The organism is Streptomyces longisporoflavus, from assembly GCF_014649775.1.
Lineage (GTDB): Bacteria > Actinomycetota > Actinomycetes > Streptomycetales > Streptomycetaceae > Streptomyces > Streptomyces longisporoflavus.
On the sequence record NZ_BMTR01000021.1, the window covers coordinates 57,456 to 83,404 of the forward strand.

Annotated in this window: 19 protein-coding genes; 12 read left to right on the plus strand and 7 right to left on the minus strand. The window is 70.7% G+C overall.

The genetic code is table 11. From position 1 onward, the window contains the following. Positions 1–3 precede the first annotated feature (3 nt). Positions 4–2,193, minus strand: coding sequence for a RecQ family ATP-dependent DNA helicase (locus tag IE226_RS33095; RefSeq protein WP_190085131.1), 2,190 nt, complete (start codon positions 2,191–2,193; stop codon positions 4–6). A 133-nt stretch (positions 2,194–2,326) separates the two neighbouring features. Here IE226_RS33095 and IE226_RS33100 point away from each other — a divergent pair, with 133 nt between their 5' ends. The 7 genes from IE226_RS33100 (at position 2,327) to IE226_RS33130 (ending at position 13,666) form a co-directional block, all read left to right on the plus strand. After that, complete coding sequence (locus IE226_RS33100) at positions 2,327–3,799, plus strand: DUF4192 domain-containing protein (RefSeq protein ID WP_190085132.1); 1,473 nt, start codon at positions 2,327–2,329, stop codon at positions 3,797–3,799. 615 nt (positions 3,800–4,414) lie between these two features. Then, positions 4,415–6,319: a glycogen debranching N-terminal domain-containing protein gene (locus IE226_RS33105; protein ID WP_229871674.1), complete on the plus strand. Its 1,905-nt coding sequence runs from the start codon at positions 4,415–4,417 to the stop codon at positions 6,317–6,319. Between the two features lie 245 nt (positions 6,320–6,564). After that, on the plus strand, positions 6,565–7,326 hold the full coding sequence (locus IE226_RS33110) for an NUDIX hydrolase (RefSeq protein WP_190085134.1): 762 nt from the start codon (positions 6,565–6,567) through the stop codon (positions 7,324–7,326). Between the two features lie 201 nt (positions 7,327–7,527). Continuing rightward, entirely contained in the window at positions 7,528–9,630 is a 2,103-nt protein-coding gene (locus IE226_RS33115; protein ID WP_190085135.1) for an ABC transporter ATP-binding protein, read from the plus strand. A 161-nt stretch (positions 9,631–9,791) separates the two neighbouring features. Further along, positions 9,792–10,679, plus strand: a complete 888-nt coding sequence (locus IE226_RS33120) for a FadR/GntR family transcriptional regulator (RefSeq protein WP_190085136.1) — start codon at positions 9,792–9,794, stop codon at positions 10,677–10,679. Between the two features lie 421 nt (positions 10,680–11,100). After that, entirely contained in the window at positions 11,101–12,645 is a 1,545-nt protein-coding gene (locus IE226_RS33125) for an RNA polymerase sigma factor (RefSeq protein ID WP_190085137.1), read from the plus strand. 190 nt (positions 12,646–12,835) lie between these two features. Then, complete coding sequence (locus IE226_RS33130) at positions 12,836–13,666, plus strand: serine protease (protein WP_190085138.1); 831 nt, start codon at positions 12,836–12,838, stop codon at positions 13,664–13,666. A 169-nt stretch (positions 13,667–13,835) separates the two neighbouring features. Here the strand turns inward: IE226_RS33130 and IE226_RS33135 are convergent, their stop codons facing one another. After that, positions 13,836–14,063: a DUF7455 domain-containing protein gene (locus IE226_RS33135; protein WP_160507629.1), complete on the minus strand. Its 228-nt coding sequence runs from the start codon at positions 14,061–14,063 to the stop codon at positions 13,836–13,838. A gap of 440 nt (positions 14,064–14,503) precedes the next feature. Between IE226_RS33135 and IE226_RS33140 the strand changes: the two genes are divergently transcribed. The 4 genes from IE226_RS33140 to IE226_RS33155 are packed head-to-tail and all read left to right on the plus strand — an operon-like array spanning position 14,504 to position 19,116. Continuing rightward, entirely contained in the window at positions 14,504–16,627 is a 2,124-nt protein-coding gene (locus IE226_RS33140) for a DNA gyrase/topoisomerase IV subunit B (protein WP_190085139.1), read from the plus strand. Positions 16,628–16,652: 25 nt separating this feature from the next. Further along, positions 16,653–16,841, plus strand: coding sequence for a hypothetical protein (locus IE226_RS33145; RefSeq protein ID WP_190085140.1), 189 nt, complete (start codon positions 16,653–16,655; stop codon positions 16,839–16,841). A gap of 53 nt (positions 16,842–16,894) precedes the next feature. Next, positions 16,895–17,527 carry a DUF485 domain-containing protein gene (locus IE226_RS33150; protein ID WP_373307086.1) on the plus strand — a complete coding sequence of 211 codons (633 nt, stop codon included), beginning with the start codon at positions 16,895–16,897 and terminating at the stop codon, positions 17,525–17,527. After that, the gene (locus IE226_RS33155) at positions 17,524–19,116 is read left to right on the plus strand and encodes a monocarboxylic acid transporter (RefSeq protein WP_190085142.1); all 1,593 of its coding nucleotides are present in this window, start codon (positions 17,524–17,526) and stop codon (positions 19,114–19,116) included. The genes IE226_RS33150 and IE226_RS33155 overlap by 4 nt, the downstream gene beginning before the upstream one ends. Before the next feature lie 52 nt (positions 19,117–19,168). Here the strand turns inward: IE226_RS33155 and IE226_RS33160 are convergent, their stop codons facing one another. Genes IE226_RS33160 through IE226_RS33175 form a run of 4 tightly spaced genes read right to left on the minus strand, consistent with a single transcriptional unit; the run spans position 19,169 to position 23,791 of the window. After that, positions 19,169–19,849: a response regulator gene (locus IE226_RS33160; RefSeq protein ID WP_190085143.1), complete on the minus strand. Its 681-nt coding sequence runs from the start codon at positions 19,847–19,849 to the stop codon at positions 19,169–19,171. Next, positions 19,846–21,486, minus strand: a complete 1,641-nt coding sequence (locus IE226_RS33165) for a sensor histidine kinase (RefSeq protein ID WP_190085144.1) — start codon at positions 21,484–21,486, stop codon at positions 19,846–19,848. The genes IE226_RS33160 and IE226_RS33165 overlap by 4 nt, the downstream gene beginning before the upstream one ends. A gap of 28 nt (positions 21,487–21,514) precedes the next feature. Continuing rightward, the gene (locus IE226_RS33170) at positions 21,515–22,462 is read right to left on the minus strand and encodes a ferredoxin family protein (RefSeq protein ID WP_190085145.1); all 948 of its coding nucleotides are present in this window, start codon (positions 22,460–22,462) and stop codon (positions 21,515–21,517) included. Positions 22,463–22,498: 36 nt separating this feature from the next. Further along, complete coding sequence (locus tag IE226_RS33175) at positions 22,499–23,791, minus strand: citrate synthase family protein (protein ID WP_190085146.1); 1,293 nt, start codon at positions 23,789–23,791, stop codon at positions 22,499–22,501. A gap of 109 nt (positions 23,792–23,900) precedes the next feature. Between IE226_RS33175 and IE226_RS33180 the strand changes: the two genes are divergently transcribed. After that, entirely contained in the window at positions 23,901–25,076 is a 1,176-nt protein-coding gene (locus IE226_RS33180; RefSeq protein WP_190085147.1) for a citrate synthase/methylcitrate synthase, read from the plus strand. Between the two features lie 60 nt (positions 25,077–25,136). Here IE226_RS33180 and IE226_RS33185 read toward each other — a convergent pair whose 3' ends face one another. Next, on the minus strand, positions 25,137–25,835 hold the full coding sequence (locus IE226_RS33185; protein WP_229871675.1) for a DUF6082 family protein: 699 nt from the start codon (positions 25,833–25,835) through the stop codon (positions 25,137–25,139). Positions 25,836–25,949 lie beyond the last annotated feature (114 nt).

Genomic DNA, 25,949 nt, shown 5'->3' on the forward strand with positions numbered 1-25,949 from the left:
GGGTCAGCCCTGTACAGCCAGGACCAGCGGCAACACCCCCTTGGCTCCGGCCCGGCGAAGCATGCGAGCGGCCACCGCCAGGGTCCAGCCGCTGTCCGTCAGATCGTCGACGAGCAGAACGGGACCGCCCGCTTCCTGCAGCGCCGAGGCCAGCTCGGCGGGCACGGTCAGCGCTCCGTCGAGGGCGCGTAGACGCTGCGCGCTGTTGCTCCTGGGCACATGCGCCGTGTCGGCTCCCGCGGCGTACTCGACGGAGCCGAGGAGCGGAAGGCGGCCGATCTCGGCGATCCGCGCGCCCAGGGATTGGATCAGCTGGGGCCTCGTGTGCGAGGACATGGTCACGACGCCGGCCGGCCGCGGCTGGGAGTCTGCGTCGCCCGAAGCCCAGCCGCCGGGGCCCTTCGCCCAGTCGGCCAGGACGCCGACCACGGCATTCGCCACGTCATCGGGCACGGGCCCGTCGGGGGCTCCGGGGGCGAGCATCGGCCGGAGCCGGTTTCCCCATCCGATGTCCGAGAGCCGACCAAGGGCCCGGCCTTGGGAGGCTTGCTCTCCCACGGGGATACGCCCCTTGAGGTCGACGCCGATCGCGGCGAGTCCGGTCGGCCACATCTTGCGCGGTTCCACGTCGACACCCGCCCGGACCAGCTCGCCCCGCGCCGTGTCCAGCGCGCCGGAGGACACGGCGTCGGTGAAGCGCGCGCCCGCGCAGTTGTCGCAGCGCCCGCAGGGGGCCGCCGCCTCGTCGTCCAGCTGCCGCCGCAGGAACTCCATGCGGCAGCCGGGGGTCGTGGCGTAATCACGCATCGCCTGCTGCTCAGCCTGCCGCTGTTTGGCGACCCAGGCGTAACGCTCGGCGTCGTACGCCCAGGGCATTCCCGTGGAGATCCAGCCGCCCTTGACGCGCCGGACCGCGCCGTCCACGTCGAGGACCTTGAGCATCGTCTCGAGCCGTGACCGGCGCAGTTCGACCAGCGGTTCCAGGGCGGGCAGCGACAGCGGCCTTCCCGCTTGCGCCAGCACGTCCAGCGTGCGCCGGACCTGCTCCTCGGGCGGGAAGGCGAGCGATGCGAAGTAGTTCCAGATCGCCTCGTCCTCCTTGCCCGGAAGGAGCAGCACCTCCGCGTGGTCGACACCGCGGCCCGCACGGCCGACCTGCTGGTAGTAGGCGATCGGCGACGAGGGGGAACCGAGATGCACCACGAAGCCGAGATCCGGTTTGTCGAAGCCCATCCCCAGGGCGGAAGTGGCGACCAGCGCCTTCACGCGGTTGGCGAGCAGGTCCTCCTCGGCCTGCTGACGGTCCGCGTTCTCCGTCTTTCCGGTGTACGAGGCGACGGTGTGCCCGCACTGCCGCAAGAAGACGGTGATCTCCTCGGCGGCCGCGACAGTGAGCGTATAGATGACGCCCGAGCCCGGCAGCTCCTCCAGGTGGTCGGCTAGCCAGGCCAACCGGTGTGCCGCGTTGGGCAGTTGCAACACGCTCAGGCTCAGGCTCTCCCGGTCCAACGGCCCGCGCAGTACGAGCGCGTCCGAGCTGCCGCCGGTGCCCAACTGCTCTGCCACGTCGGCCGTCACGCGCGCGTTGGCCGTCGCGGTGGTGGCCAGGACGGGGACGCCCGGAGGCAGGTCGGCGAGCATGGTGCGCAACCGCCGGTAGTCGGGCCGGAAATCGTGGCCCCAGTCCGAGATGCAGTGCGCCTCGTCGACCACGAGCAGTCCGGTGGCGGCGGCCAGCTTGGGCAGGACCTGATCGCGGAAGTCCGGGTTGTTCAGCCGCTCCGGACTGACGAGCAGGACATCCACGTCGCCGGAGGCGACCTCGGCCTGAATGGTCTCCCACTCCTCCGTGTTGGAGGAGTTGATCGTCCGGGCGCTGATTCCGGCTCGCGCGGCCGACTCCACCTGGTTGCGCATGAGGGCGAGCAGCGGGGAGACGATCACGGTGGGGCCGCTGCCGCGCTCCCGCAGCAGCGCGGTCGCGACGAAGTACACGGCGGACTTTCCCCATCCCGTGCGCTGCACGACCAGGGCCCGGCGCTTGTCGGCGACCAGCGCTTCGATCGCGAGCCACTGATCCTCACGCAGTCGTGGACCGTTCGACGGTGGCGCCTCGCCCGGTGCGGGCGCGGGGCCGCCGACGAGGCGGGCGAGTACGGCATCGGCCGCCGTGCGCAGCTCTTCGTTGCTCATGCCCCCATGCAACCCGATGGGTCTGACATTCGGCGAACGGGTCCGCCGGCCTGTGGACAAATCTTGGCGTGGCCCTGTCCATGGTTATCCACAGGGCAAACCGGAGTCTGGCAATCCGCGGGAGAGTCGGCGCATGACGAACCACAGCGAACAAAACGACTCGATCGATCCCGACAACTGCACCGACGCCGTCAGTTCCTCCGGCACCGTCGACTCCGCGGGCTCGAGCGACGTCGACTCCACCGACCATGCCGACCATGCCGACCATGCCGACCATGCCGAACAGGCCGGCTCGAGCGGTTCCGTCGGCGAAGCCCTGGTCACCTTGCGTACCCCGGCCGAACTCGCCGATGCCCTGCCGTACCTGCTCGGGTTCCGGCCCGAGGAGAGCGTCGTCCTCATCGCTCTGCACGGCGAGCGCGGGCGTCTCGGCGGACGGGTGCGCCTCGGCATTCCCGGGCGGGCGGAGGACTGGCCGTCCATCGCGGAGCAGCTGGCCCAGTGCCTGGTGGGCGGCTGCGAGCGGCGGGGGGCCCGGCCCGACGGCATTATCGCCTTCCTGTGCGCGGAGCCCGACGGCGCCGAATCCGGGCGGCAGGTCATGGAGCGCCTGCGGCCGCTGGCGCAAGTGCTCCGTACCGCCTGCGGAAGGCTCGACGTCCCCGTGTACGAGGTCGTGTGCATCTCCGGGGGCAGCTTCTGGACCTACTGCTGCCCGGACGGGGAGTGCTGCCCGCCGGAGGGCGTGCCGTTGCTGCGACCGGGCACGTCGGTCCTGGCCGCGGCCACGGCCTACGCGGGCATCCAGGTGGGCGTCACGACGAGGGAAATGCGGGCGCGGCTCATGCCGTGGGACTCCGCCGCCGCGCGGGACCAGCAGGCCGCTCTTGACGCGGCGGGCGTGGCGATCGTGCGCCGGATCATGGAAGAGGGCGGGCACGCCGAGGTCGCCGCCGACACACTCGACCTGGCCCGCAGGATCATGGGACGCATGACCGCCGCGCCCCTGGTCAGCGACAGGCTGGAAGCGGATCTGCAGGACGACGAACTCATGGCGCACGACGAAGCCGCGGCGCTGATCCTCGGCCTGCAGGACCGTACGACGCGGGATCAGGCGGCGGAGTGGATGGAAGGCGACATCGCGGCACCTGCGCTGCGTCTCTGGAGGGCCCTGGCCCGTCGTTGTGTCGGCACCTACGGAGAGCACGCCGCGGCACCACTGTCTCTCGCGGGCTGGGTCGCATGGTCCCTCGGTGACACCACGGAGGGGCAGGAAGCGCTGGACATGGCGCTGTGTGCCGACCCCAGCTACACCTTCGCGCAACTCTTGCACCATGCCTGCGCCGGGGATCTGGACCCCGAGCCGATCCGCCGCTGCTTGCGCGGGGAACGCACCGGACGAGACGCAAAGGAGGACCAGGCCGACCTGCCGCTCACCACGGAGCTCCTGGACACAGAGAAGGAACCGGTGGGCGCTGTTCCGCGACGCCGCCGCCCCGTGCGCCCGAAAAGCGGCAGTCCTGCACGGTCCACCGACAGGCCGAGCACCGCAGGACCGCAGAACCGCCGCCGCACCATCCGGCGTGCAGCGAGGAACGAGACGTGAACGCGGGACTCTGGTGTCGTCGGGCCGCCGGATGGACCCGACGGGCGGCGGATCGGACGGTGGGTCGGAGAACAGGGGCGAGACGGTTGGCCGCGGCAGTGACGCACGCGCAAGTGAGGGGCCGGCCGGGTGGCTTCACGGCTGTCGGGCGTGACTCCGGGCGGGGCGGGCCCGTTCACCTGAGTGGCGGTACCTGTGTCCGGATCGAGCCGCCGAACGACCTCCGACTCCCCGTAGCGCGGACAGCGCGGAAGAAGCCGCCCTATGCCCCGGCCCGCCCCGTCTCCCGCCTCCGGCGTTTCCGGCGGCGCAGGTGGCTCCAGCGCCTCCGGCCTCCCTGGCCTTCCTGGCCTCCCCGGCCTCTCTGGCACAGAGGGGCCCCTGCCGCCCGCGCCCCTGCGCCCTGCGCCGGTCCCGGCGCGCCCATCCGATGGACAGGCATCGTCGTGCCCGTCCGTTGGGCAGGTACCAGCGCGCCTGTCCGGCGGGCAGGCACCGTCGCGCCTGTCCGGCGGGCAAGTACCAGCACGCCCGGCCGTTGGGCAGGCACCGGCTTCCGCGTCGCGCCGGCCCGCGCAGCTGCCGCCCGCGCACGCCATGCTGATCTGTGTCGCCATGCCCGCGCTCGCGATCTCCTCGGATCAGGGGCAGTTGACCGGCCGCGGGCTCGAGGGCTTCTACCGCGCGGGGCGCAGGCTGCTGTCGCGCTGCGAAGTGCGGGTGGCGGGACGCGAACCGGTCCCCGTGCAGGCCCGGATGGTCTCGGCCGACCGTGCGCGCTTCGTCGCGACGCTGCGTCCGTTCGCGGACGGCGGCCCCGATCCGGACGTGGTCGTCGAGCGGACCCGGTACGCGGACGGCACGGAACGGATTCTCCTGCGCAGCGCCGCAGGCCGCCCACTGCGACTGCCCGTGGAGGTGTCGCTCGGTACGGACCTGGCAGAGCTCGGGGCGGTCGCCTCCGGCAAGACCGGCCCCGAACTGGCCGCCAGTGTTCACGACTCCGGTTTGCGCTGGTCGTCGGCCACCGGCCACTGCATGGTCACCGCGCACCCGGCGCCGGCGGATGCGCTGGCCTCCGCCGGGCTGCTGCGCTGGGAGGTGGAGCTGGCGCCGGGCGGCAGCTGGAGTTTGGAGCTGCGGGTCCGGCCGGAGGGCGCGGGCCCCGTGAGAGCGGTCGGGCACGGGGCGGCGCGCTCCCTCGCCACGGCGCGGGCTGTGTGCGACCACCCCGGGGCCCGGGCCCTGCTGGACCATTCCGTGGCGGATCTCCAGGCGCTGCTGCTGAGGGACCCCGATCATCCGGCCGACGTCCACCTGGCGGCGGGGGCGCCGTGGCGCTGCGGTCTCGCGCCGGCAGAGGCGCTCGCTGCCGCCCGGATGGTCTTGCCGTTGGGTACACGGATCGCCGTGGGGACGTTGCGTACCCTCGGGCGCCGTCAGCTCACGGGCAAGGGACCGCGAGCCGGCATGATCCCCGGGCCGCTTCGGAACACGGGACCGCATCTGCCGCCCGGTTGCACGGGGGTCGAGGCGACGCTGCTCTTCCCGGCGCTGCTGGCGGAGGCATGGCGTTGGGGGCTGTCGGCGCGGGAGACGGAGGAGTTGCTGCCGGCGGCCGAACGGTGTCTGCGGTGGCTGCTTGCGGCGGCAGGCGACGGAGAACTCCTGACGGATCCGTATCCGGACGGCCCCGCGCGTTGCGAGACGCAGGCCCATGCCTACCGGGCCGCGCTGCTGGGCGCCGACCTGCTCGACGCGCACGGCCGGTCGGGCACCACCGAGTTGCGGCAGTGCGCGGAGCGGCTGCGGGACACCTTCCGGGCAAGGTTCTGGGTGCAGGACCGGGCAGGCGGTCGGCCTGCTGCGGCCCTGCTGGCCGACGGCCGCCCCGTGCCCCTCCTCACGGGCGGGGTCGCCCACCTCCTGGACACGGGTCTGCTCGGTTCGGGAGTGCTCGCGCCGGGGCTGCTCGACAAGGTGCAGACCGAGCAGCTCGCCCGGCTGCTGGGCGGGCCCGCCATGGACTCGGGGTGGGGGCTGCGGAGTCTGGGCGCCAAGGAAGCCGCGTACAACCCCTTCGGGCACCGGAGCGGAGCGGTCCGTGTCCACGAGACGGCGGTCGCCGTCGCGGGTCTGGCCGCCGTCGGCTACGAGAAGGAGGCGAGTGCACTGCTGCTGGGGGTGCTGGCGGCGGCCGAGGCTTTCGGCTACCGGCTGCCGGAGATGTACGCGGGGGAGCAGCGCACGGAGGGTGGCGCTCCGTTGCCGCACCCCGCAGCCTGCCGTCCGGCGGCCACCGCCGCGGCTGCCGGGGTGCAGCTCCTTACGGCGCTCGCCGGGATCCGGCCCGACGCCCCGTCGGGCACGGTGACGCTCCGCCCCGTACGCGGCGCGCCCTTGGGGGAGCTGGGGCTGACGGCGCTGTGTGTCGCGGGTGCGCCGTTCTCCGTGCGAGTCAGCAGGCTCGGCCTCGCCATGGTCGAGGAGGCCGCCGAGGGGTTGCAGTTGGGGGTGTGACGTAGGGGAGAAGGCCCAAGAGCGGCCCTGCCGGGGATCTGGCACAGGGGGCCCGGGGACGAGCTGCTGCCGGGGATTAGGCGTACGGGGGAAGACCCAGCGGCGGGCCGGTGCCGGGGATCTGACGCATTGAAGGTGGACCTGCGGCGGGTGTGGCTCGAACCTGTCGTGCAGCCGGTGAACCCTGACCGGTATCGGTTGCCGGAGGAGCTGTTTATCGTCAGGCAGACGACTATGATCGCGGCATGTCGCCCTACGACCCGTCGGCCTTCCCGCCTTTTGCTGTCACCGTGGATCTGGTCGTGTTGACCGTGCGCAGTCATGCACTCTGCGCGCTTGCCGTGCGGCGGGGTGAACCGCCGTTCCAAGGGCGTTGGGCGCTCCCCGGCGGATTCGTGCGCGACGACGAGGATCTGTCGTCGGCAGCCGCGCGGGAGCTGGTCGAGGAGACGGGGCTGCGCGCACACGATCCGGACGCTCCGGCCCAGGCGAACGGCGCACACCTGGAGCAGCTCGCCACGTACGGCGATCCCAAGCGCGATCCGCGGATGCGGGTCGTCAGCGTCGCCCATCTCGCGCTCGCTCCCGATCTGCCCGCCCCACGGGCCGGCGGCGACGCGCGCAGTGCGCGCTGGGCGCCGGTCGAAGCGCTGCTCCACCAGGGCGGATACGGCCGCGAGGACGAGCAGGCGGCGCCGCTGGCCTTCGATCACGCGCAGATCCTGGCTGACGGCGTGGAGCGCGCGCGTTCGAAGATCGAGTACTCCTCACTCGCGACGGCCTTCTGCCCGCCAGAGTTCACCGTCGGAGAGCTGCGCCGGGTGTACGAAGCCGTGTGGGGCGTCGTCCTCGACCCGCGCAACTTCCACCGCAAGGTGACGGGCACGCCGGGCTTCCTCGTACCCACCGGCGGTACCACCACCCGGCAGGGCGGGCGCCCCGCGCAGCTCTTCCGTGCGGGCGGTGCGACGCTGCTCAACCCGCCGATGCTGCGCCCCGAGGTCTGAGGCCCGCGCCACGGGTCACACGCTGGTCAACTGCTGGTCCGGTGCCGGTCCGGCCGGGTGATGGACACCCGCGACCCACGCCCTGACCGAAATGGCGGAAATATCGCGTTATCTTGCTGATGTACCCACGGGGTTCGTCCGCCCCCGACCCGGCGGACGGAGCCCGGCCGCCGAGCGGTCGCACATCCCGCGAGAGAAGCGATGATCCAGGCCATCGGACTGACCAGCAATCCCCGTCAAGAGCTGCCGCTCGCCGTCGACGACGTGTCTTTCGAGGCGCGGACAGGCCGTGTCACGGCGCTGCTCGGCGCGCAGGGCGCCGGTAAGACGACGGCGCTCAGGCTCATGCTCGAAATTGAACAGGGGCGAGGAGTCACTTACTTCAGAGGGCGTCCGCTGCACCGCATCACCCATCCGTCGCGCGAGGTGGGCGTCCTTCTGGGCGAGGTGCCGGGGCATCCGGGCCGCACGGTCCGCGGCCATCTGCGCATGCTGTGCGCGGCGGCGGGTGTGCACGTCCAGCGCGCCGACGACGTACTCGAAGTGGTCGGTCTCGTCAGCCTCCGTGATCAGCGGCTCGGCATGCTGTCGCGCGGCATGGACCGCCGCCTCGGCCTGGCCTGCGCGCTGCTCGCCGATCCGCACACGCTCGTCCTCGACGGTCCCGCCGACGGGCTCTCGGCGCGGGAAGGCATGTGGCTGCACAGTGTGCTGCGCGCGCATGCCACCCAGGGGGGAACCGTTCTGTTCTCCACGGCCGACCCCAAGGAAGCCGCACGGACCGCCGACCGGGTCGTCACGCTGGAAGAGGGGCGTCTGGTCGCCGACCAGGAAGTCGGCGACTTCGCCCGCACCCGGCTACGCCCGCGGGTCGCGGTACGCAGCCCGCACGCGGCACGTCTCGGCGTGCTGCTGACCAAGGAGGCCCGTGCCAAGCGGCGCTCGATCGAGGTGGTCAAGGAGGGCGGCAACCGGCTCTCGGTGTACGGCAGCGATTGCGCCGAGATCGGAGAGACGGCGTTCCGCCATGGGATCCTCGTCCACCAACTCGCCGACGAGATCGGGGATGCGGGGCCCAGGGCTGTGGGGCCCGGGGACGCGGTGTCTGGAGCTGCGGTGCCCGCGCCGACGCCCGCTCCCGAACGCGTAGTCGAGACTGCTTCTTCTTCGGAAGCAGCGGCCGATGCGGCAACAGCGGTGGGTACGGGAGAGGGGCCGGCGGGTGCCGACTCGGAGGGGGGTGGGTGCGGGGTGACTGCGTCGGCGGGGGTGCTGCCCGAGACTGACATCAAGACCAACACCGGTCTCGAAACCAACACCGGACCCGAGACCAACACCGGACCCGAGATCGGCACCGATACCGACGACGGCGCCTACGCGGAGGCCGGGGCTGGCGGCGACGTTGAGGGGCCTGGAGCCAGCACCGAGACCGGGACCGGCGCCAAGACCGACCCACACCCCGAAACGGCCACCGCAACCCCGTCCCCGACCGCGCCCCCCTCCCCCCTGCCGCCCCCCATCGCGATCCGCCCCGTCCGTGGCCCGCTTCGTCCCCTGCGCTACGAACTGCGCCGCGCCGCCGGTGTCAGTACCGGGTACCTCACCACGGCTGCCGTGCTTGTCGTTTCCGCCGTGCTCTGTGTCTTCCTTGCCAGGAGCGGGCACACGCCGCAGCCACTTCTGCTCGCCGCTTGGCCGCGGGAACTGCCCTTGCCGCCCGCGGCACTTGGCGCCGGGCTGCTCGGCGCGCTCGCCTTCGGTGAGGAGTTCCGCCACCCCGCGCTCGCCGTCGACCGGGGCACCGTCCCCCGCCGGTTGGGGCTGCTCTGCGCCAAGTTGGTCGTCGCCGCGGCCACCGCGCTCCTGCTGAGCTTGCTCGTCCTGGCCTCCGACGCCGCGCTGCTCCACCTTGTATACGGAGACGAGGTCGTGGAAGTTCCCGCTGACTGGCTTTCGCTGAGCGTGAGTTGGGTTGCCCTGGTGACGGGATGCGCCTGGGCGGGGGTGCTCGCCGGCGGGGTCTTCCGGTCCACGACCGCCGGCCTCGCCGCGGTCCTCGCGGTGCCGATCGCCGTCGTACCGCTCGTACAGAAGGCCTTGGAGGGCCCGTCTGTGCGATCGGCGGCCGGACTGCCGGGACGGCTGCGTGACCTGGCTCTGGTGCAGTGGCCGTTCGGCGTCGAGAGATATCTGGCCGGCGGAGTCCGGCTGGTCGCCCAACCTGTAGGCAGTGCACTGATGTTGTCGGTTACCGCTCTACTCTGCGCGTTTCTGCTCACAGGGATGCGAACCAGGGCCCGATAACGACCGCCCGGCGCTTCTCTTCCCGTGCTGTACACAACTCCTCACAGAACGGCCACTTCTTTCCGATAAGGCGTCAATTGCGGCGGGGTAAGCGATCACCCTTTCGTGTGCTTTTCACCAAAGACCTCAAGGGACTTGGGAGCGACGCCGACAAAGGTTCCGTGAGTACCCTTGCGCACACCATGATGACCGCCGCCCGCTCCGCCGACTCCGGCCTCGCCGGCCCGGGCGAACTCGACCGCTACCCCTACGCGGAGGCCCCCGGTGCCGATCGCGTCGTCGCGCCCTCGTGGGACAGCGCCGACCAGGATCTCGGCCGCGTCGGCCGACGCGCCGCAGGCAGCCGAGGCCGTGGACTGCACGGCCAACTCGTCCAACAACTCGGCCAGATGATCGTCTCCGGAGACCTGGGCGCCGATCGTCCGCTGGTCCCCGAGGAGATCGGCCAGCGTTTCGAGGTCTCCCGCACCGTCGTCCGGGAATCGCTGCGCGTGCTCGAAGCCAAGGGTCTGGTCAGCGCCAGGCCCAATGTCGGCACGCGCGTGCGCCCCGTCAGCGACTGGAACCTCCTTGACCCGGACATCATCGAGTGGCGTGCCTTCGGGCCGCAGCGCGATGACCAGCGCCGCGAACTCGGCGAGCTCCGCTGGACGATCGAGCCCCTCGCCGCCCGGCTCGCCGCGGGCCACGGCCGAGAGGAGGTGCAGCAGCGGCTCGCCGACATGGTCGAGATCATGGGCCACGCCCTGAGCCAGGGTGACGGGATCACCTTCTCGCGGGCCGACGCGGAGTTCCACTCGCTGCTCATCCAGCTCGCGGGCAACCGCATGCTGGAGCACCTGTCCGGGATCGTCTCGGCCGCGCTCCAGGTCTCGGGAGGCCCGGTCACCGGCTGTGACCGTCCCACCGAGGCGTCCCTGGTCCACCACTCGCGCATCGTCGACGCTCTCGGGGCAGGCGACGGACCGGGCGCCGAAGCCGCCATGCGCCAGCTGCTCACCGTCCACCCCGAGGTGGAGCGCGTCGTGCCCGCCCCCCGCGAGCACTGACGGGCCGGGTCAGCGGTCCGGACGGCCGCATCATGCGCCTCGCGGCCCGACCTCATCACTCCGATGGCACGGCACCGTCGCCGGGCCTCTGCCGGATTCCCCAGGGATCCGTCGGAGCCCGGCGAGGTGGTTGTCGCCGTCCGGGCGGGCGGCAGAGCCCCGGTCTGGAGTCTTCTGACCGCATCTGGCCGCTTTTGAGTGCTTACGGGGTGTGACTCGGGCCACGTAGATTGGGCGTAACGCTCGTCGGGGCAGCGCGATGACCTAAGAGGTGATAGCCGAGGAAGGAATACAGCAGTCGTTCGCGGCGCTGTGTAGCTCCCCGGCCCCGCCTGCGCCGTCGGCCCATCCCCAGTCGTCGGTCGTCGGTCCTGGTCCACAATGGACGGGGCCGGAAGCCGTTTTCCAACGTTCCGAGAGGTTGTTCGTGTCGGCCAGCACATCCCGTACGCTCCCGCCGGAGATCGCCGAATCCGTCTCTGTCATGGCGCTCATCGAGCGGGGAAAGGCTGATGGGCAGATCGCCGGCGATGACGTGCGTCGTGCCTTCGAAGCTGACCAGATTCCGGCCACTCAGTGGAAGAACGTTCTGCGCAGCCTCAACCAGATCCTCGAGGAAGAGGGTGTGACGCTGATGGTCAGTGCCGCGGAGCCGAAGCGCCCCCGCAAGAGCGTCGCAGCAAAGAGCCCGGTCAAGCGCACCGCGACCAAGACCGTCGCGGCCAAGACGGCCACGGCGAAGCAGGCCACCGCGACCGCCGCCCCCGAGGCGTCGGCCGCAGATGTCGCAGCCGAGGACTCGCCCGCGAAGAAGGTCGCCGCCAAGAAGACGACGGCAAAGAAGGCCGTCGCCAAGAAGACCGTCGCCAAGAAGGCGACGGCGAAGAAGAGTGCGTCCAAGCAGGACGACGAGATCCTGGACGACGAGGCCACCGACGAGGCGCCCGCCAAGGGCAAGCCCGGTGAGGGCGAGCCCGCGGAAGAGGGTGCCCAGGGCTTTGTGCTGTCCGACGAGGACGAGGACGACGCCCCGGCCCAGCAGGTCGCCGCGGCCGGTGCCACCGCCGACCCCGTCAAGGACTACCTGAAGCAGATCGGCAAGGTCCCGCTGCTCAACGCCGAGCAGGAGGTCGAGCTCGCCAAGCGCATCGAGGCCGGCCTGTTCGCCGAGGACAAGCTGGCGAACGCCGACAAGCTCGCGCCGAAGCTCAAGCGCGAGCTGGAGATCATCGCCGAGGACGGGCGCCGCGCCAAGAACCACCTCCTGGAGGCCAACCTCCGCCTGGTGGTCTCCCTGGCCAAGCGCTACACCGGCCGCGGCATGCTCTTCCTGGACCTCATCCAGGAGGGCAACCTCGGTCTGATCCGCGCGGTCGAGAAGTTCGACTACACCAAGGGCTACAAGTTCTCCACGTACGCCACCTGGTGGATCCGTCAGGCGATCACCCGCGCGATGGCCGACCAGGCCCGCACCATCCGTATCCCGGTGCACATGGTCGAGGTCATCAACAAGCTCGCGCGCGTGCAGCGCCAGATGCTCCAGGACCTGGGCCGTGAGCCCACCCCGGAGGAGCTGGCCAAGGAACTCGACATGACCCCGGAGAAGGTCATCGAGGTCCAGAAGTACGGTCGCGAGCCGATCTCCCTCCACACCCCCCTGGGTGAGGACGGCGACAGCGAGTTCGGTGACCTCATCGAGGACTCCGAAGCGGTCGTTCCGGCCGACGCGGTCAGCTTCACGCTCCTCCAGGAGCAGCTGCACTCCGTACTGGACACGCTGTCCGAGCGTGAGGCGGGCGTGGTCTCCATGCGCTTCGGTCTCACCGACGGCCAGCCGAAGACCCTCGACGAGATCGGCAAGGTCTACGGAGTGACGCGTGAGCGCATCCGGCAGATCGAGTCGAAGACGATGTCGAAGCTGCGTCACCCGTCGCGGTCGCAGGTTCTGCGCGACTACCTCGACTAGGCACCAGCGCTCCACGAGGAAGACCCGAGGCCCGGACAGGGCCTCGGGTCTTCCGTTTGTTCGACGCGTTCACCCGGCGTCGTCGTGTTCTATGGGTCCGGCCCGGCCCGGACGCGCGTGGCGCGGGTGCGGGGTGTGCCGCTCTGGATCACTGTGGGTGTGCCATGGCAACTCAGAGTGGGGAGATCGCATGCCTCGTCCTTTCGCCCGAACAGTTACGGCGGCGCTGGCCCTTGTTGCACCGGTGGCCGTGCTGCCGCTCGCCTCTCCGGCTCCGGCGGCGGCCGACAGCGTCGTCATCGGGGGCAGTCCGGTCCGGGTGGCCGACAGTCCATGGGTGGTGGCGCTGTCCAGCCGTGACCGGTTCGGAGGTACGCGCTCGGGACAGTTCTGCGGAGGGGTGGTCGTCGATCGCTCGACGGTCCTCACCGCGGCGCACTGTCTGGGCGAGGAAGTCCTCGGAGTGCCGTTGAGGAAGATGAGTGACCTGAAGGTGATCGCCGGCCGGGATGACCTGGGCACGTCGACGGGGCGTGAGATCCCGGTGCGCGAGGCGACGGTCAACCCGAAGTACGACAGTACGTCGAACTCCGGGGACGTCGCGGTGCTGAGGCTGGCGGATCCGCTTCCGCAGGGCTACGTGATCCGCATGGCCGGGGCGGGCGACCCGGCGTACGAACCCGGCACCCGAGCGGCCGTCTACGGGTGGGGTGACACGACGGGATCGGGCGACTACGCACGGACGCTGCGCGCCGCACAGGTACGGGTACTGCCCGATGCGACGTGCAAGAAGGCCTATCCGGGCAGTTCTGACGGTACGTACACGCCCGCATCCATGCTGTGCGCGGGGGAGGTCAGGGGCGGCCGGGACGCCTGCCAGGGGGACAGCGGGGGGCCCCTCATCGCGCGCGGGCGGCTGATCGGCCTCGTGTCGTGGGGGAGCGGCTGCGGGCGGGCCGAGAGTCCAGGCGTCTACACGCGGATCTCGGGTGTGGCGCAGGACATGCCTCTGCGCGGCTGAGAATGCGCAAGCTGCCGGCGCGGGGAGCGGGGCGTGCCGAGGGGGACCGCCGAGAAGGCGCCTGGGCGCCCCTGTGACGAGAGCGGGCGGCCACCCCTGGGGTTGGCAGGGGTGGCCGCCCGGTCACCGGCCTGAAGAGCGCCGGATGGCTCGTCGTGGGTACGAGGCGTCAGCGATCCTCGTCGTTGGTTTCCGGAACGGCCGTCAGGCGCTCCGTCTCGTCCTGTATCTCAGCGGCGATCTTCTTGAGTTCCGGCTCGAACTTGCGGCCGTGGTGGGCGCAGAAGAGCAGTTCACCGCCGCTCAACAGGACGACGCGCAGGTATGCCTGGGCGCCGCAGCGGTCGCAGCGATCAGCGGCCGTCAGGGGGCTCGCGGGGGTCAGAACAGTAGTCACGTCGCCTCTTCTCTAGCTCGACGAGCTGTCGTACCAGGGTCAACATCCAACCAGGCCGAAAACGTTCCCGCTCGTGGCTTTTCCTCGAAGTTTTTTCCGAGGCGGCTGTCTGCTGCCGGTTGGCGGCGAATGTGCCGTATTACGTCTCTAACGTGTCGTACGGTTTCGCGCTGTCTGTCAGGTCGGTCGTCCACCGGCTGGGTTGCCGTTTGTTCATGAGGACGTGCCCGGAGCCTAAATGGTTCATGCCTGGAAGGGAACGTGACGTGCGCTTCACTCCATCGAGGGATCGAACAAGCGTGCGGCGCTGGACTAGTGTGAGTTGAGACGAGGGTGGCGTTACAACGGCTCTACCAGGCCTCGGTACCCTCTGAGCGGCAACCGAAGCCGGGTCCTTACCCCAAAGGGCCTCACTTGAAATTCAGCGAGGAGCGAACCGCGTGACCGCCGAGACGTCCGTGCCGTCCACAGCGCTGCTGACCGGAGCAGACCGGGACGGTTCCAACTACACCGCGCGGCACCTGCTCGTCCTGGAGGGGCTCGAGGCCGTTCGCAAGCGCCCTGGTATGTACATCGGGTCCACGGACAGCCGTGGCCTGCTGCACTGCCTCTGGGAGATCATCGACAACTCCGTCGATGAGGCCCTGGGTGGCTACTGCGACCACATCGAAGTCATCCTTCACGACGACGCCTCAGTAGAGGTCCGGGACAACGGCCGAGGCATCCCGGTGGATGTCGAGCCCAAGACCGGCCTTTCCGGGGTCGAGGTCGTCATGACCAAGCTCCACGCGGGCGGCAAGTTCGGTGGTGGCTCCTACGCTGCCTCCGGCGGCCTGCACGGCGTGGGTGCCTCCGTGGTGAATGCCCTGTCCTCGCGCCTCGACGTGGAGGTGGACCGCGCGGGACACACCCACGCGATCAGCTTCCGTCGCGGTGTCCCCGGTGCTTTCGCCAAGTCCGGCCCCGACGCCGACTTCGATCCGTCGGCCAAGCTGCGCAAGGCAAAGAAGATCCCCAAGAACCGCACCGGCACGCGCGTGCGCTACTGGGCCGACCGCCAGATCTTCCTCAAGGACGCCAAGCTCAACCTCGACACGCTGCATCAGCGTGCCCGCCAGACCGCGTTCCTGGTGCCGGGCCTGACCATCGTCGTACGCGACGAGTACGGCCTCGGCGAGGGCGGTACGAAGGGCGAGGAGTCCTTCCGCTTCGACGGCGGCATCAGCGAGTTCTGCGAGTACCTCGCCCAGGACAAGGCCGTCTGTGACGTGCTCCGCCTCACCGGACAGGGCACCTTCAAGGAGACCGTCCCGGTCCTGGACGATCACGGCCAGATGACCCCCACCGAGGTCACCCGCGAACTCGCCGTGGACGTCGCCCTGCGCTGGGGCACCGGCTACGACACCACGCTGCGGTCCTTCGTCAACATCATCGCCACCCCCAAGGGCGGCACCCATGTGGCGGGCTTCGAGCGCTCCCTCACCAGGACGATGAACGAGGTGATGCGAAGCCAGAAGGTGCTGCGTGTCGCCGAGGACGACATCGTCAAGGACGACGCCCTGGAGGGCCTGACCGCGGTCGTCACGGTCCGTCTCGCCGAGCCGCAGTTCGAGGGCCAGACCAAGGAGGTGCTCGGTACCTCGGCGGCCAACCGCATCGTCGCCAACGTCGTCGCCAAGGAGCTCAAGGCGTTCCTGACGTCCACCAAGCGCGACGCCAAGGCGCAGGCCCGCGCCGTGATGGAGAAGGCCGTCGCCGCGGCCCGCACGCGTATCGCGGCCCGTCAGCACAAGGACGCCCAGCGCCGGAAGACGGCCCTGGAGTCCTCGTCGCTGCCCGCCAAGCTCGCCGACTGCCGCAGCGACGACGTGGAGCGCAGCGAGCTCTTCATCGTCGAGGGCGACTCGGCGCTCGGCACGGCCAAGCTGGCGCGGAATTCAGAGTTCCAGGCGCTCCTGCCGATCCGCGGAAAGATTCTCAACGTTCAGAAGGCGTCCGTGACGGACATGCTGAAGAACGCCGAGTGCGGCGCGATCATCCAGGTCATAGGGGCCGGGTCCGGCCGGACCTTCGACATCGACGCGGCGCGCTACGGGAAGATCATTCTCCTCGTCGACGCCGATGTCGACGGCGCGCACATCCGGATTCTGCTGCTCACCCTCTTCCAGCGCTACATGCGCCCGATGGTGGAGGCGGGCCGGGTCTTCGCGGCCGTGCCGCCGCTGCACCGGATCGAGCTGGTGCAGCCGAAGAAGGGCCAGGACAAGTACGTCTACACGTACTCGGACAACGAGCTGCGCGAGACGCTCCTCGAGTACCAGCGCAAGGGGATCCGCTTCAAGGACTCCATCCAGCGTTACAAGGGTCTCGGCGAGATGGACGCGGATCAGCTCGCGGAAACCACCATGGACCCCCGCCACCGCACTCTGCGGCGGGTCAACATCGGCGACCTGGACGCCGCCGAGCAGGTCTTCGATCTGCTGATGGGCAACGATGTGGCGCCCCGCAAGGAATTCATCACGAGTTCGGCGGCGACGCTGGACCGCTCGCGCATCGACGCGTAGCGCACTCCACACGTGGGTGGAGCCGATGGCTCCACCCACGTTCCGCCCCCTCGCCGAAGTCCTGACCAGGCCCTCTCCGGCCGAGACCGCCGCCATCGTCCGGGCCGTAGGACCGCCCCGTAACGCCTGCGCGCACGGACTCGCCGCACCGCCGAGCAAGCCGCCGGGCGCCAGGCCGACCCACATGGGGTCTTTGACGAGGTCCTTCACCTGATGGGGTGAAGACGAGGGAGAGAAGAGTCAGGGATCTTCCCGTTCTGTCCATCCTTGGGCACGCGGCCGAACAAGGCTGCGGACAAGGAGAGTTCGGTGGAGAAGCACGACGGGCGCGATGCCGGGCAGGCGCGGACCGGTGATCCGAGAGATCCCTGGTACGACGCGCTGGCGTCCGGCTGGGGCGAGTTGGACGGCACGGGTGCGCCGGCGCCCGTGGTGCCGCCCCGAGCCGCGCCGGAGCGGAGCGCGGCCGACATCTATCTGGAGGTCCAGCGCAGTGCGGCCTTCCAGGAGGTGCGCGCCCGGTATCGGCGCTTCGTCATCCCTGGAGTGGCCGCCTTCTTCACCTGGTACGTCGCCTATGTCGTGACGGCGACGACCGCGCCCGGCCTCATGGCGCGGCCCGTCGCCGGATCCGTGAACGTGGCGATGCTCGCGGGCCTCGGGCAGTTCCTCACCACCTTCCTGCTGACCTGGGCGTATGCCCGGCACGCTCGGCTCAGGAGAGACCGTGCGGCGCTCGACCTGCGCTGGGCCGTGTTCGAGCAGAAGCGGGAGCAGGACCAGAAACGTGAGCAGGGCCGGCGCCCGCACGATCAGCGGGATCACCGGCAGCGGGAACACGGGCGCCGGGAAGCCGGCGCGTGGAGCGTGCAGGAGCCGGTCCCGGGGAGCGAGCGATGACCCGGGACCACCAGACGCTGGCGCTTTTGCTGTTCGGCGTGTTCGTGGCCGTCACCCTCGGCATCACGACGTGGGTGAGCCGGAACCGGCACGGCTCGGCGGAGGAGTTCTATGCGGGCGGACGCCTCTTCTCCCCCATGGAGAACGGTTTCGCCATCGCCGGCGACTACATGTCGGCCGCTTCCTTCCTCGGCATCTCCGGGCTGATCGCGCTCTTCGGGTACGACGGGCTGCTCTACTCGGTGGGCTTCCTCGTCGCCTGGCTGGTCGTGTTGTTCCTGGTAGCCGAACTCGTGCGCAACTGCGGCAGGTTCACGCTCGCCGATGTGGTCGCCGCCCGGATGAGGGAGCGGCCCGTGCGCATCGCGGCGGGAACTTCCTCCGTCACCGTGTCCGTTCTCTATCTGGTGGCGCAGATGGTGGGGGCGGGCTCACTGGTCGCGCTGCTGCTCGGCGGGACGAGCGGGGCGGCGCAGGCCTGGACGGTCATCGGCGTCGGCGCGCTCATGGTCGTCTATGTGTCGTTGGGAGGGATGCGGGCCACCACCTGGATCCAGATCGTCAAGGCGGTCCTGCTGATGTGCGGCGCGATCGCGCTGACCGTGCTCGTTCTGGTGCGCTTCCACGGCGACTTCGACCAGTTGCTGCGGACCGCGGCCGACCGCAGCGGACACGGCAGCAAGTTCCTCGCGCCCGGCCTGAAGTACGGCGGCGACTGGACGTCGCGCCTTGACTTCATCAGCCTCGGGCTCGCGCTCGTCCTCGGCACGGCCGGGCTGCCGCACATCCTCTCCCGCTTCTACACGGTGCCGACCGCACGCGCCGCCCGCCGTTCCGTCGTCTGGGCCATCGGCCTCATCGGCAGCTTCTACCTGATGACGATCGTGCTGGGCTTCGGTGCCGCCGCCATCGTGGGATCCGATGCCGTACGAGGGTCGAACGCCGCGGGGAACACGGCGGTGCCGCTGCTCGCGCTCGATCTCGGGGGCGGCGCGGACTCCACGGGCGGAACGGTTCTGTTCGCGATCGTCGCCGCGATCGCCTTCGCCACGATCCTCGCCGTCGTCGCCGGGATCACCCTCGCCTCCTCGGCGTCCGTGGCCCATGACCTGTACGCGTCACTGCGGCGCAAGCGGTCGAAGCCGCGCAGCGAGGTGGCGGTGGCGCGCCTCGCCGCCGCCGGGGTCGGTGTGGTCGCGATCGGCCTGGGGCTGCTCGCCCGTGACCTCAACGTGGCGTTCCTGGTGGGGCTCGCCTTCGCGGTCGCCGCGTCCGCGAATCTGCCCGTGCTGCTCTACTCGCTGTTCTGGCGGAACTTCACCACGCGGGGAGCGGTCTGGTCGGTCTACGGCGGTCTGGTGCCCTCCCTGGTGCTCGTCGTGCTCTCACCCGTGGTCTCCGGAGGGCCGGGTTCCCTCTTTCCCGGAATGGACTTCCAGTACTTCCCGCTGGAGAACCCCGGGCTCGTCTCCATCCCACTGGGCTTCCTCGCCGGCTGGCTAGGCACCGTCACCTCGCGGGAGCCCGCGGACGAGGCCAGGCACGCGGAGACCGAAGTGCGGGCACTCACCGGAGCGGGAGCCGCGTAGCACCCGGCGGCGTTTCACCCGGCCACGAAGCGCCCGGCCGCGCAGCACCCGGTTAAGAAGCGCTCGGGGCCCACTCATAGCGGTGTTCCGGGCGGCCCGTGTCGCCGTACTTGAGACTGAGCCGGACCCGCCCGGAGCGCTCCAGGAGCTTCAGGTAGCGCTGGGCGGTCTGGCGGCTCAGCCGGGTGCGGTCCGCCAGCTCATGGGCCGACAGGGGCCCTTCAGCGCCCATCAGGGCCCTGCGCACCAGTTCGGCCGTGGTGGGGGAGTGCCCTTTGGGCAGCTCCGGTGCCGGAGTCGCCGAGAGAGCGCCGAAGATCCGGTCGACCTCGGCCTGCTCCGCCTCGCCCCCGCCGTCCAGGGTGCGGCGCAAGGTCGCGTACGCGTCGAGCTTGGCGCGCAGCCCCGCGTAGGAGAACGGCTTGACCAGGTACTGCAGGGCGCCGTGCCGCATCGCGGCCTGGACGGTGGTGACGTCGCGCGCGGCCGTCACCATGATCACGTCGGTCAGATGGCCGCGCTCACGCAACGTACGGACCACCGCGAGCCCCGTCTCGTCCGGCAGGTAGTGGTCGAGGAGCATCAGGTCGACGGGGAGTTCCTCGACGCGTCGCAGGGCCTCGGCGGCGTTGTGGGCCTTCGCGGCCACGTGGAATCCGGGCACCTTCGCCACGTAGGCGGCGTTGACGTCCGCCACCCGGACGTCGTCGTCGACGACGAGCACCTCGATCATCGTGCCTCCTCCGTGGGGGCCAGTTCGGACTGTGCGAGCGCTTCGGGCAGGACGACGGTGAACTCGGCGCCCCCTTCGGGGGAGGCGCCGGCCCGCGCGCTGCCGCCCTGCCGCTCGGCCAGCCTGCGGACCAGGGCGAGCCCGATGCCGCGCTTGCCGTGCGCCGGGGGCTCCTTGGTGGACCAGCCCTCGGTGAAGATCGTCTCGCGCTGCCCGGCCGGTACGCCGGGGCCCGTGTCGCGCACCCTGAGGACGACGGCGCGTCCCTCGGTGCGCACATCGACCTCCACGCGCGCGTGGGGCGTGCCCGCCGCCGCGTCGAGCGCGTTGTCGACCAGATTGCCGACGATGGTGACCAGGCCGCCCGGGTCGATCAGACGGTCGGGCAGGGCGGTGTCGCGCGGTACGGAGAGGACGACTCCGCGTTCCGCGGCGACCGTGGCCTTGCCCACCAGGAGCGCGGCAAGGAGCGGATCGCCGATCTTCTCCGTGATCTGCTCGGCGGTCACCCGGTGCGCGCCCGCCACCTCGCCGACGAACTCCGCGGCTTCCTCGTACATCTCCAGTTCCAGGAGGCCGAGCAGCGTGTGCATGCGGTTGGCGTGTTCGTGGTCCTGGGCCCGCAGCGCGTCGATGAGGCCGCGGGTGGAGTCCAGTTCGCGGCCCAGCTGTTCCAGTTCGGTGCGGTCGCGCAGGGTGGCGACGGCGCCTCCGTCGTCCGTGGGCATGCGGTTGGCGACCAGTACGCGCTGGCCGCGGACGGTCAGGAGGTCCGTGCCGGTGACCCGTCCGGCGAGCACGTCCGTCGTACGGCCGGGACCGAGCGCGGTGTCGAGGGGCTGCCCGATGGCTTCCGCGCCGAGGCCGAGGAGGCGCTGTGCCTCGTCGTTGAGCAGCCGGACCCGCCCGGCGCGGTCCAGCGCGACGACACCCTCACGGATGCTGTGCAGCATGGCCTCACGTTCCGCCAGGAGCGCCGAGATGTCGGAGAAGGCCAGGTCACGTGTCTGCCGCTGGACCCTGCGCGAGATCAGGTAGGCGGCGAGGGCGCCGACCGCCAGAGCCCCGCCCGCGTACGCGAAGAGACCGGGGATCGCGTGGACGAGGCGGGCGCGGACGCTGTCGTACTCGATGCCCACGGAGACGGCGCCCACGATGTCACCGTCGATGTCCCGCAGCGGTACTTTGCCGCGCGCCGAGCGGCCCAGCGTGCCGTCGTCGATCTCCATGACCTCGCGCCCGGCGAGCGCGTCGCTGGGGTCGGTCGAGACGACCTGGCCGATCTGGTCCTGGTCGGTGTGGGACCAGCGGACGCCGTCCTTGTTCATGATCACGACGTACTCGGCGCCACTGGCACGCCGGATCCGTTCCGCTTCCGCCTGCACGGGACCGCCGGCCGTCGGCTTCGAAGCGCGCAGATCGTCGGCGATCCGCGGCTGGGCAGCTGTCGTCTGCGCGATGGCGAGCGCGCGGCGCATGGCCTGGTCGTCCAGCTGATCGCCGAGCGGCGCGAGGAAGAGCCCCGTGGCGAGCACGGCGACCCCGGCGGCGATGGCCAGCTGCATCAGCAGCACCTGCGAGAAGACGCGCCGCGGCAGGCCGAGGCGCAGTCGTCGGGCAGGGGAGGTCGGGCTCATGTGTACGAACGGTACGGCGGCCGGAGTGCTACTCCGAAGTCACTGTGGCGCGGATCTCCTGTGCGGAGTCGTACGCGACCTGCCGCACCGCCACGACATCCATCCGCGCCGGGGCCGCCAGTGCCGCCCCGCAGCTCTCCGGCCGCGGCGGCAGCGAGGTGCCCCGGGCGACGGTCACGCGCCAGCGCCGCCCGTCGGCGTGGGCCACCGTCACGTCCCAGCCAGAGGCCGTGCCGTCCGTGTGCACGATGCTCAGGGCGCCCGCGGCGTCCTCGCCCGTCGCAGCGCGCACCGCGAGTTCGGCGGCCTGTCCGGGGCGGTCCCAGGCGGAGCTGCCCCGGCAGCCCTCGGTGACGACGCGGCCCGCGCGCACCCCTTCGAGGATCTCCTTGACGGCGGCCTGCCCGGAGCGGCCGTACGCGTAGCCGTAGGGCAGGACGAGGAGCGTGGGGGAGAAGCGGTGCCCACCCAGATGAGTGACTTCCCAGGCGCCTTGTTCACCGGACGCGCTGAGTTCGGCGGCGAGCGGCCTGCCGAGAAGGGCACAGCAGCGGTCACGCTTGCCGTTCGTGCAGACCAGGGCGAGCGGGTCGCCCGTGTGCGGGGTGCCGAAACCGCCGTGATCGCCCGCGCCGAGTGCCGTGAAATCGAGGTCGAGCAGTTCCCGGGGCCGGTCCGTGAGGTGGCCGCGCAGCCAGGTGTTGCCGGGCACGGTGTGGGCGGCGTACACCCGGCGGAGCGCGGGGGAGCGGCTGTCGGCATGGCGGCCGGGGCGGCGGATGAGCGCGATGCGCACGCCCGTTCCCTCGGCGGCCGCCTCGAGTGCCCGGCCGATCTCCGGATCCAGGTGGCTGGAGGTGAGCGCCTTGGCGCCCCACGGGCCCGGCTGCTCGAGCAGCAGCCAGGTCCTGGCGGTGGCCGCGGTCCCCGCCAGGGGCTCGTCCAGATCCCGCGAAGCGGTGGCGCACTTACTCACAGAGGTGAGCCTAACCTGCGTCGGGTCTGCGGTGTTTCATCCCCCGTCGGGCGCGGGCCCGGGCCCTGACTCGGGCATCGGCTGGGGCGGACGCAGTCCGGCGTACTGACCGCTGGGGCGCATGCGCAGCGGGCGCTCCTCGTACTCCTCCAGGGCGTGGGCGATCCAGCCTGCCGTGCGGGCCACGGCGAAGATCGTCTCGCCTGCCTCGGCGGGCATCCCGGACGAGGCGGTCAGGACGGCGAGGGCCAGGTCGACGTTGGCGTGCAGGTCGGTGTGGCGGGCGGTGGTGGCCACGACGTCGCGGGCCGCGGCCAGGGCGGGACCGGCCCCGGGGATGAGTTCCAGGAGGGCGAACAAAGCCTCTGCGCGCGGATCGTCGCCGGGGTAGAGACGGTGACCGAGGCCGGGGACGCGGCGGCCCGCGCGGAGTTCGTCGGCCACTACGGGGGCCGCGCTGCCCCGGTCGAGCACGTCCAGGAGCATGCGGTGCGCGAGGCCGCTGGCCGCGCCGTGCAGGGGGCCCTCCAGGACGCCGAGGCCCGCGGACACCGCCGCGTACGGGTGGGCGCGGGCGGAGGCGGCGACGCGCACGGCGAGCGTCGATGCGGCGAGGTCGTGGTCCACGAGCAGGGCGAGCGCCGTGTCCAGGGCGTGCAGGGACGCGTCGTCCGGCTGCCGCCCGCTGAGCCGGGCCCAGAGCCGGTGCGCCAGGGGGCCGTCGTCCCGGTGGGTTCGGTTTGCCAGGGGCAGAGCGGTGACGAGGGTGGGGATGAGGGTACGCGCGGTGCCGATGACGGCCTCTTCGGAGAGGTCGAAGCGGAGGGGGTCGGCCGCGGCGGCCGAGATGGCCGCGACGCGCAGGCGGTCGGTCGGGCCGCTGTGCTCGGGCAGCGCGTCGACGGCGCGGCGTGCGGCGCCCGCGGTCTCCTCGGGGGCGGTGAAGCGGATTCCGGGGCGCATGACGCCGGTCCACAGCCACTCGGCGACCTCTTCGTAGGAGTGCGCCAGGGCCAGTTCCGTCGCGTCGACGCCGCGGTAGTAGTAGCGGTCCTTGTCGATGAGCGTGATGCGCGTGCGGACGGAGAGCTCGCCGCTCGTCGAAGGGGCCGCGGGTTCACGGCGGTTCCGGCGGGCCAGTGACTCGACCTCCTTCGCGTCGAAGGTGCTGCCGCGGGAGCCGGGTCCGCGGCGGCTGCCGAGCTGGCCGCGGCTCACGTAGGCATACACGGTTTCCGGTTTCACGCCGAGCAGTTCGGCGGCCTCGCGGGTGCTCAGGCGCCGGCCTTCGTTCGCAGCGGCCTGCGGGGTGGCCTCTTGATCCGTCATGGGCGTCACCGTATCCACTGGAGCTTCATATTGATTCAATCAATATTGACAGGCACTCAGTCAAGCATGGACAGTCGAATCAAGTCCAGGGAGGAAGTCGAGGAAGAACATGCCGATCAATGGCTCCACCACCACCCCCACCGCGGCCGTGGAGGTACCCCGCGGCCTTGCGGGCGTCGTCGTGACCGAGACCCGGCTCGGGGACGTCAGGGGATACGAGGGCTTCTACCACTACCGTCAGTACTCGGCCGTGGAGCTCGCGCAGACCCGCAGCTTCGAGGACGTCTGGCACCTGATGTTCCACGGCGAACTGCCGGACGCCGGGCAGCGGTCCGCCTTTGCCGCGCGGACCGCGCGGCTGCGCCGCCTGCCTGACGAGGTGCTTGCCGCGCTGCCCGCCATAGCCCGCGCCGGCGCCCTGTCGGGACCGCTCTCCGGACTCCGTACGGCACTGTCGCTCTTCGGTGCGGCGAAGGGCTTCCGGCCGGTGTACGACATCGACGAGGACCGGCGCCGCGAGGACGCGCTCGCCGCGTCGGCCGTGGTGCCGACATTGCTCACGGCGCTCTACCGGCTCGGCCAGGGCCTCGACCCCGTGGAGCCGCGCGAAGACCTGTCGTACGCGGCCAACTACCTCTACATGCTGACGGGTTCGGAGCCGGACCCGGCGCGTGCGCGGGCGATCGAGCAGTACTTGATCTCAACCATCGACCATGGATTCAACGCGTCGACGTTCACGGCCCGGGTGATCACCTCGACGGGGGCGGATGTCGCGGCCTGCCTGGTGGGTGCGGTGGGTGCCCTGTCGGGTCCGCTGCACGGAGGGGCGCCGAGTCGTGCGCTCGACACCCTCGATGCCATCGGTACGCCCGACCGTATCGACGGCTGGATCCGGGAGCGGGTCCTCGCCGGGGACCGCATCATGGGCTTCGGTCACCCCGTCTACCGTACGGAGGACCCGCGTTCGCGCATGCTGCGGGGCATCGCGCAGCAATTCGGGGGCGGGTTGGTGGAGTTCGCGGTCGAGGTCGAGCGCCAGGTCGAGGCGATCCTCGCGGAGCTGAAGCCGGGGCGTGAGCTGCACACCAACGTGGAGTTCTACGCGGGCGTCGTCATGGAGCTGTGCGGTCTGCCGCGCGAGATGTTCACGCCGACGTTCGCTGCGGCGCGGGCTGTGGGCTGGGGCGCCAACATCCTGGAGCAGGCACAGGACTCGAAGATCATCCGGCCTGCGGCGCGGTATGTAGGGGCGGCGGCGCCGGTACCTGTGCCGGCGCTCGGCTGAGTGCATGGCGGGCGTGCGGATGAGTCCTGCTTGTGTGCCTTGACGCTCGAGTGCCTTCGCTCAAGACCTGGGCGGGGGCGCCCCTCCATGATGGTTCGCGATAGCCTGATCGAAGATGCGGAACAGGCGTCCCTCTAGGCTTTCGGTCGGCAAATCACTCTTATGTTCGCGAGTGGCGTTCCAATACCGCAGAAACGCGGGATTTTCGAGGAGATCGCGGGCGTAGACGACCAGGTCCTCCTCGGAATAGCTGCCCCAGCTAAGTGCGAGCACAAAGTGGCTGAAGACCAGGTTGGCGAAGAGGTGCTGGCGACGCGCGACGTCCGACCCGCCTTCGTGGCGGGTCCACACCTCGGCCAGTGAGGGGTCGTCCATCGCCATTTGAGTCAGTTGTACGTGCAAGTTGCGCATGTCCGCTTCAGCGCTCCGACGCAGCTCGTTGCGAGATGCGGCAAGCTCTTCACGCTGCATCGAAAGCTCCCGGCGCTGCAGCTGCAGCTCACGTTGCTGGAAGAGCAGCGTGACGATGAGCAGAAGCAGGGCGACCCCGGAGAATACGGCGCTCACCCCGCCGAAATAGTCCCCGAGGACACTGCGTTCCTCCGCGGTCTGCCTGCTTCCGCTGGCAGCCTCCGCACCGCGGGCGAGCCATCCGCTGACTACGACGGAAACGGCGCCCACCAATGCGACGCCGGCAACGGCGGCGGTCAACCAGGCGCAAACGGAAAATGCTGAACGCCAGGTGGTGTGGCGTGCCATCGTTCCCTCCCTCGGGAGACCGCAGGATTCTTCCCTTGGTTCCCAGGGCGGGAAACCGTGCTGTGCGATCAGGAGTATCTGGTTTCCACCAACTGAAGCTAGGCGACCACCTGA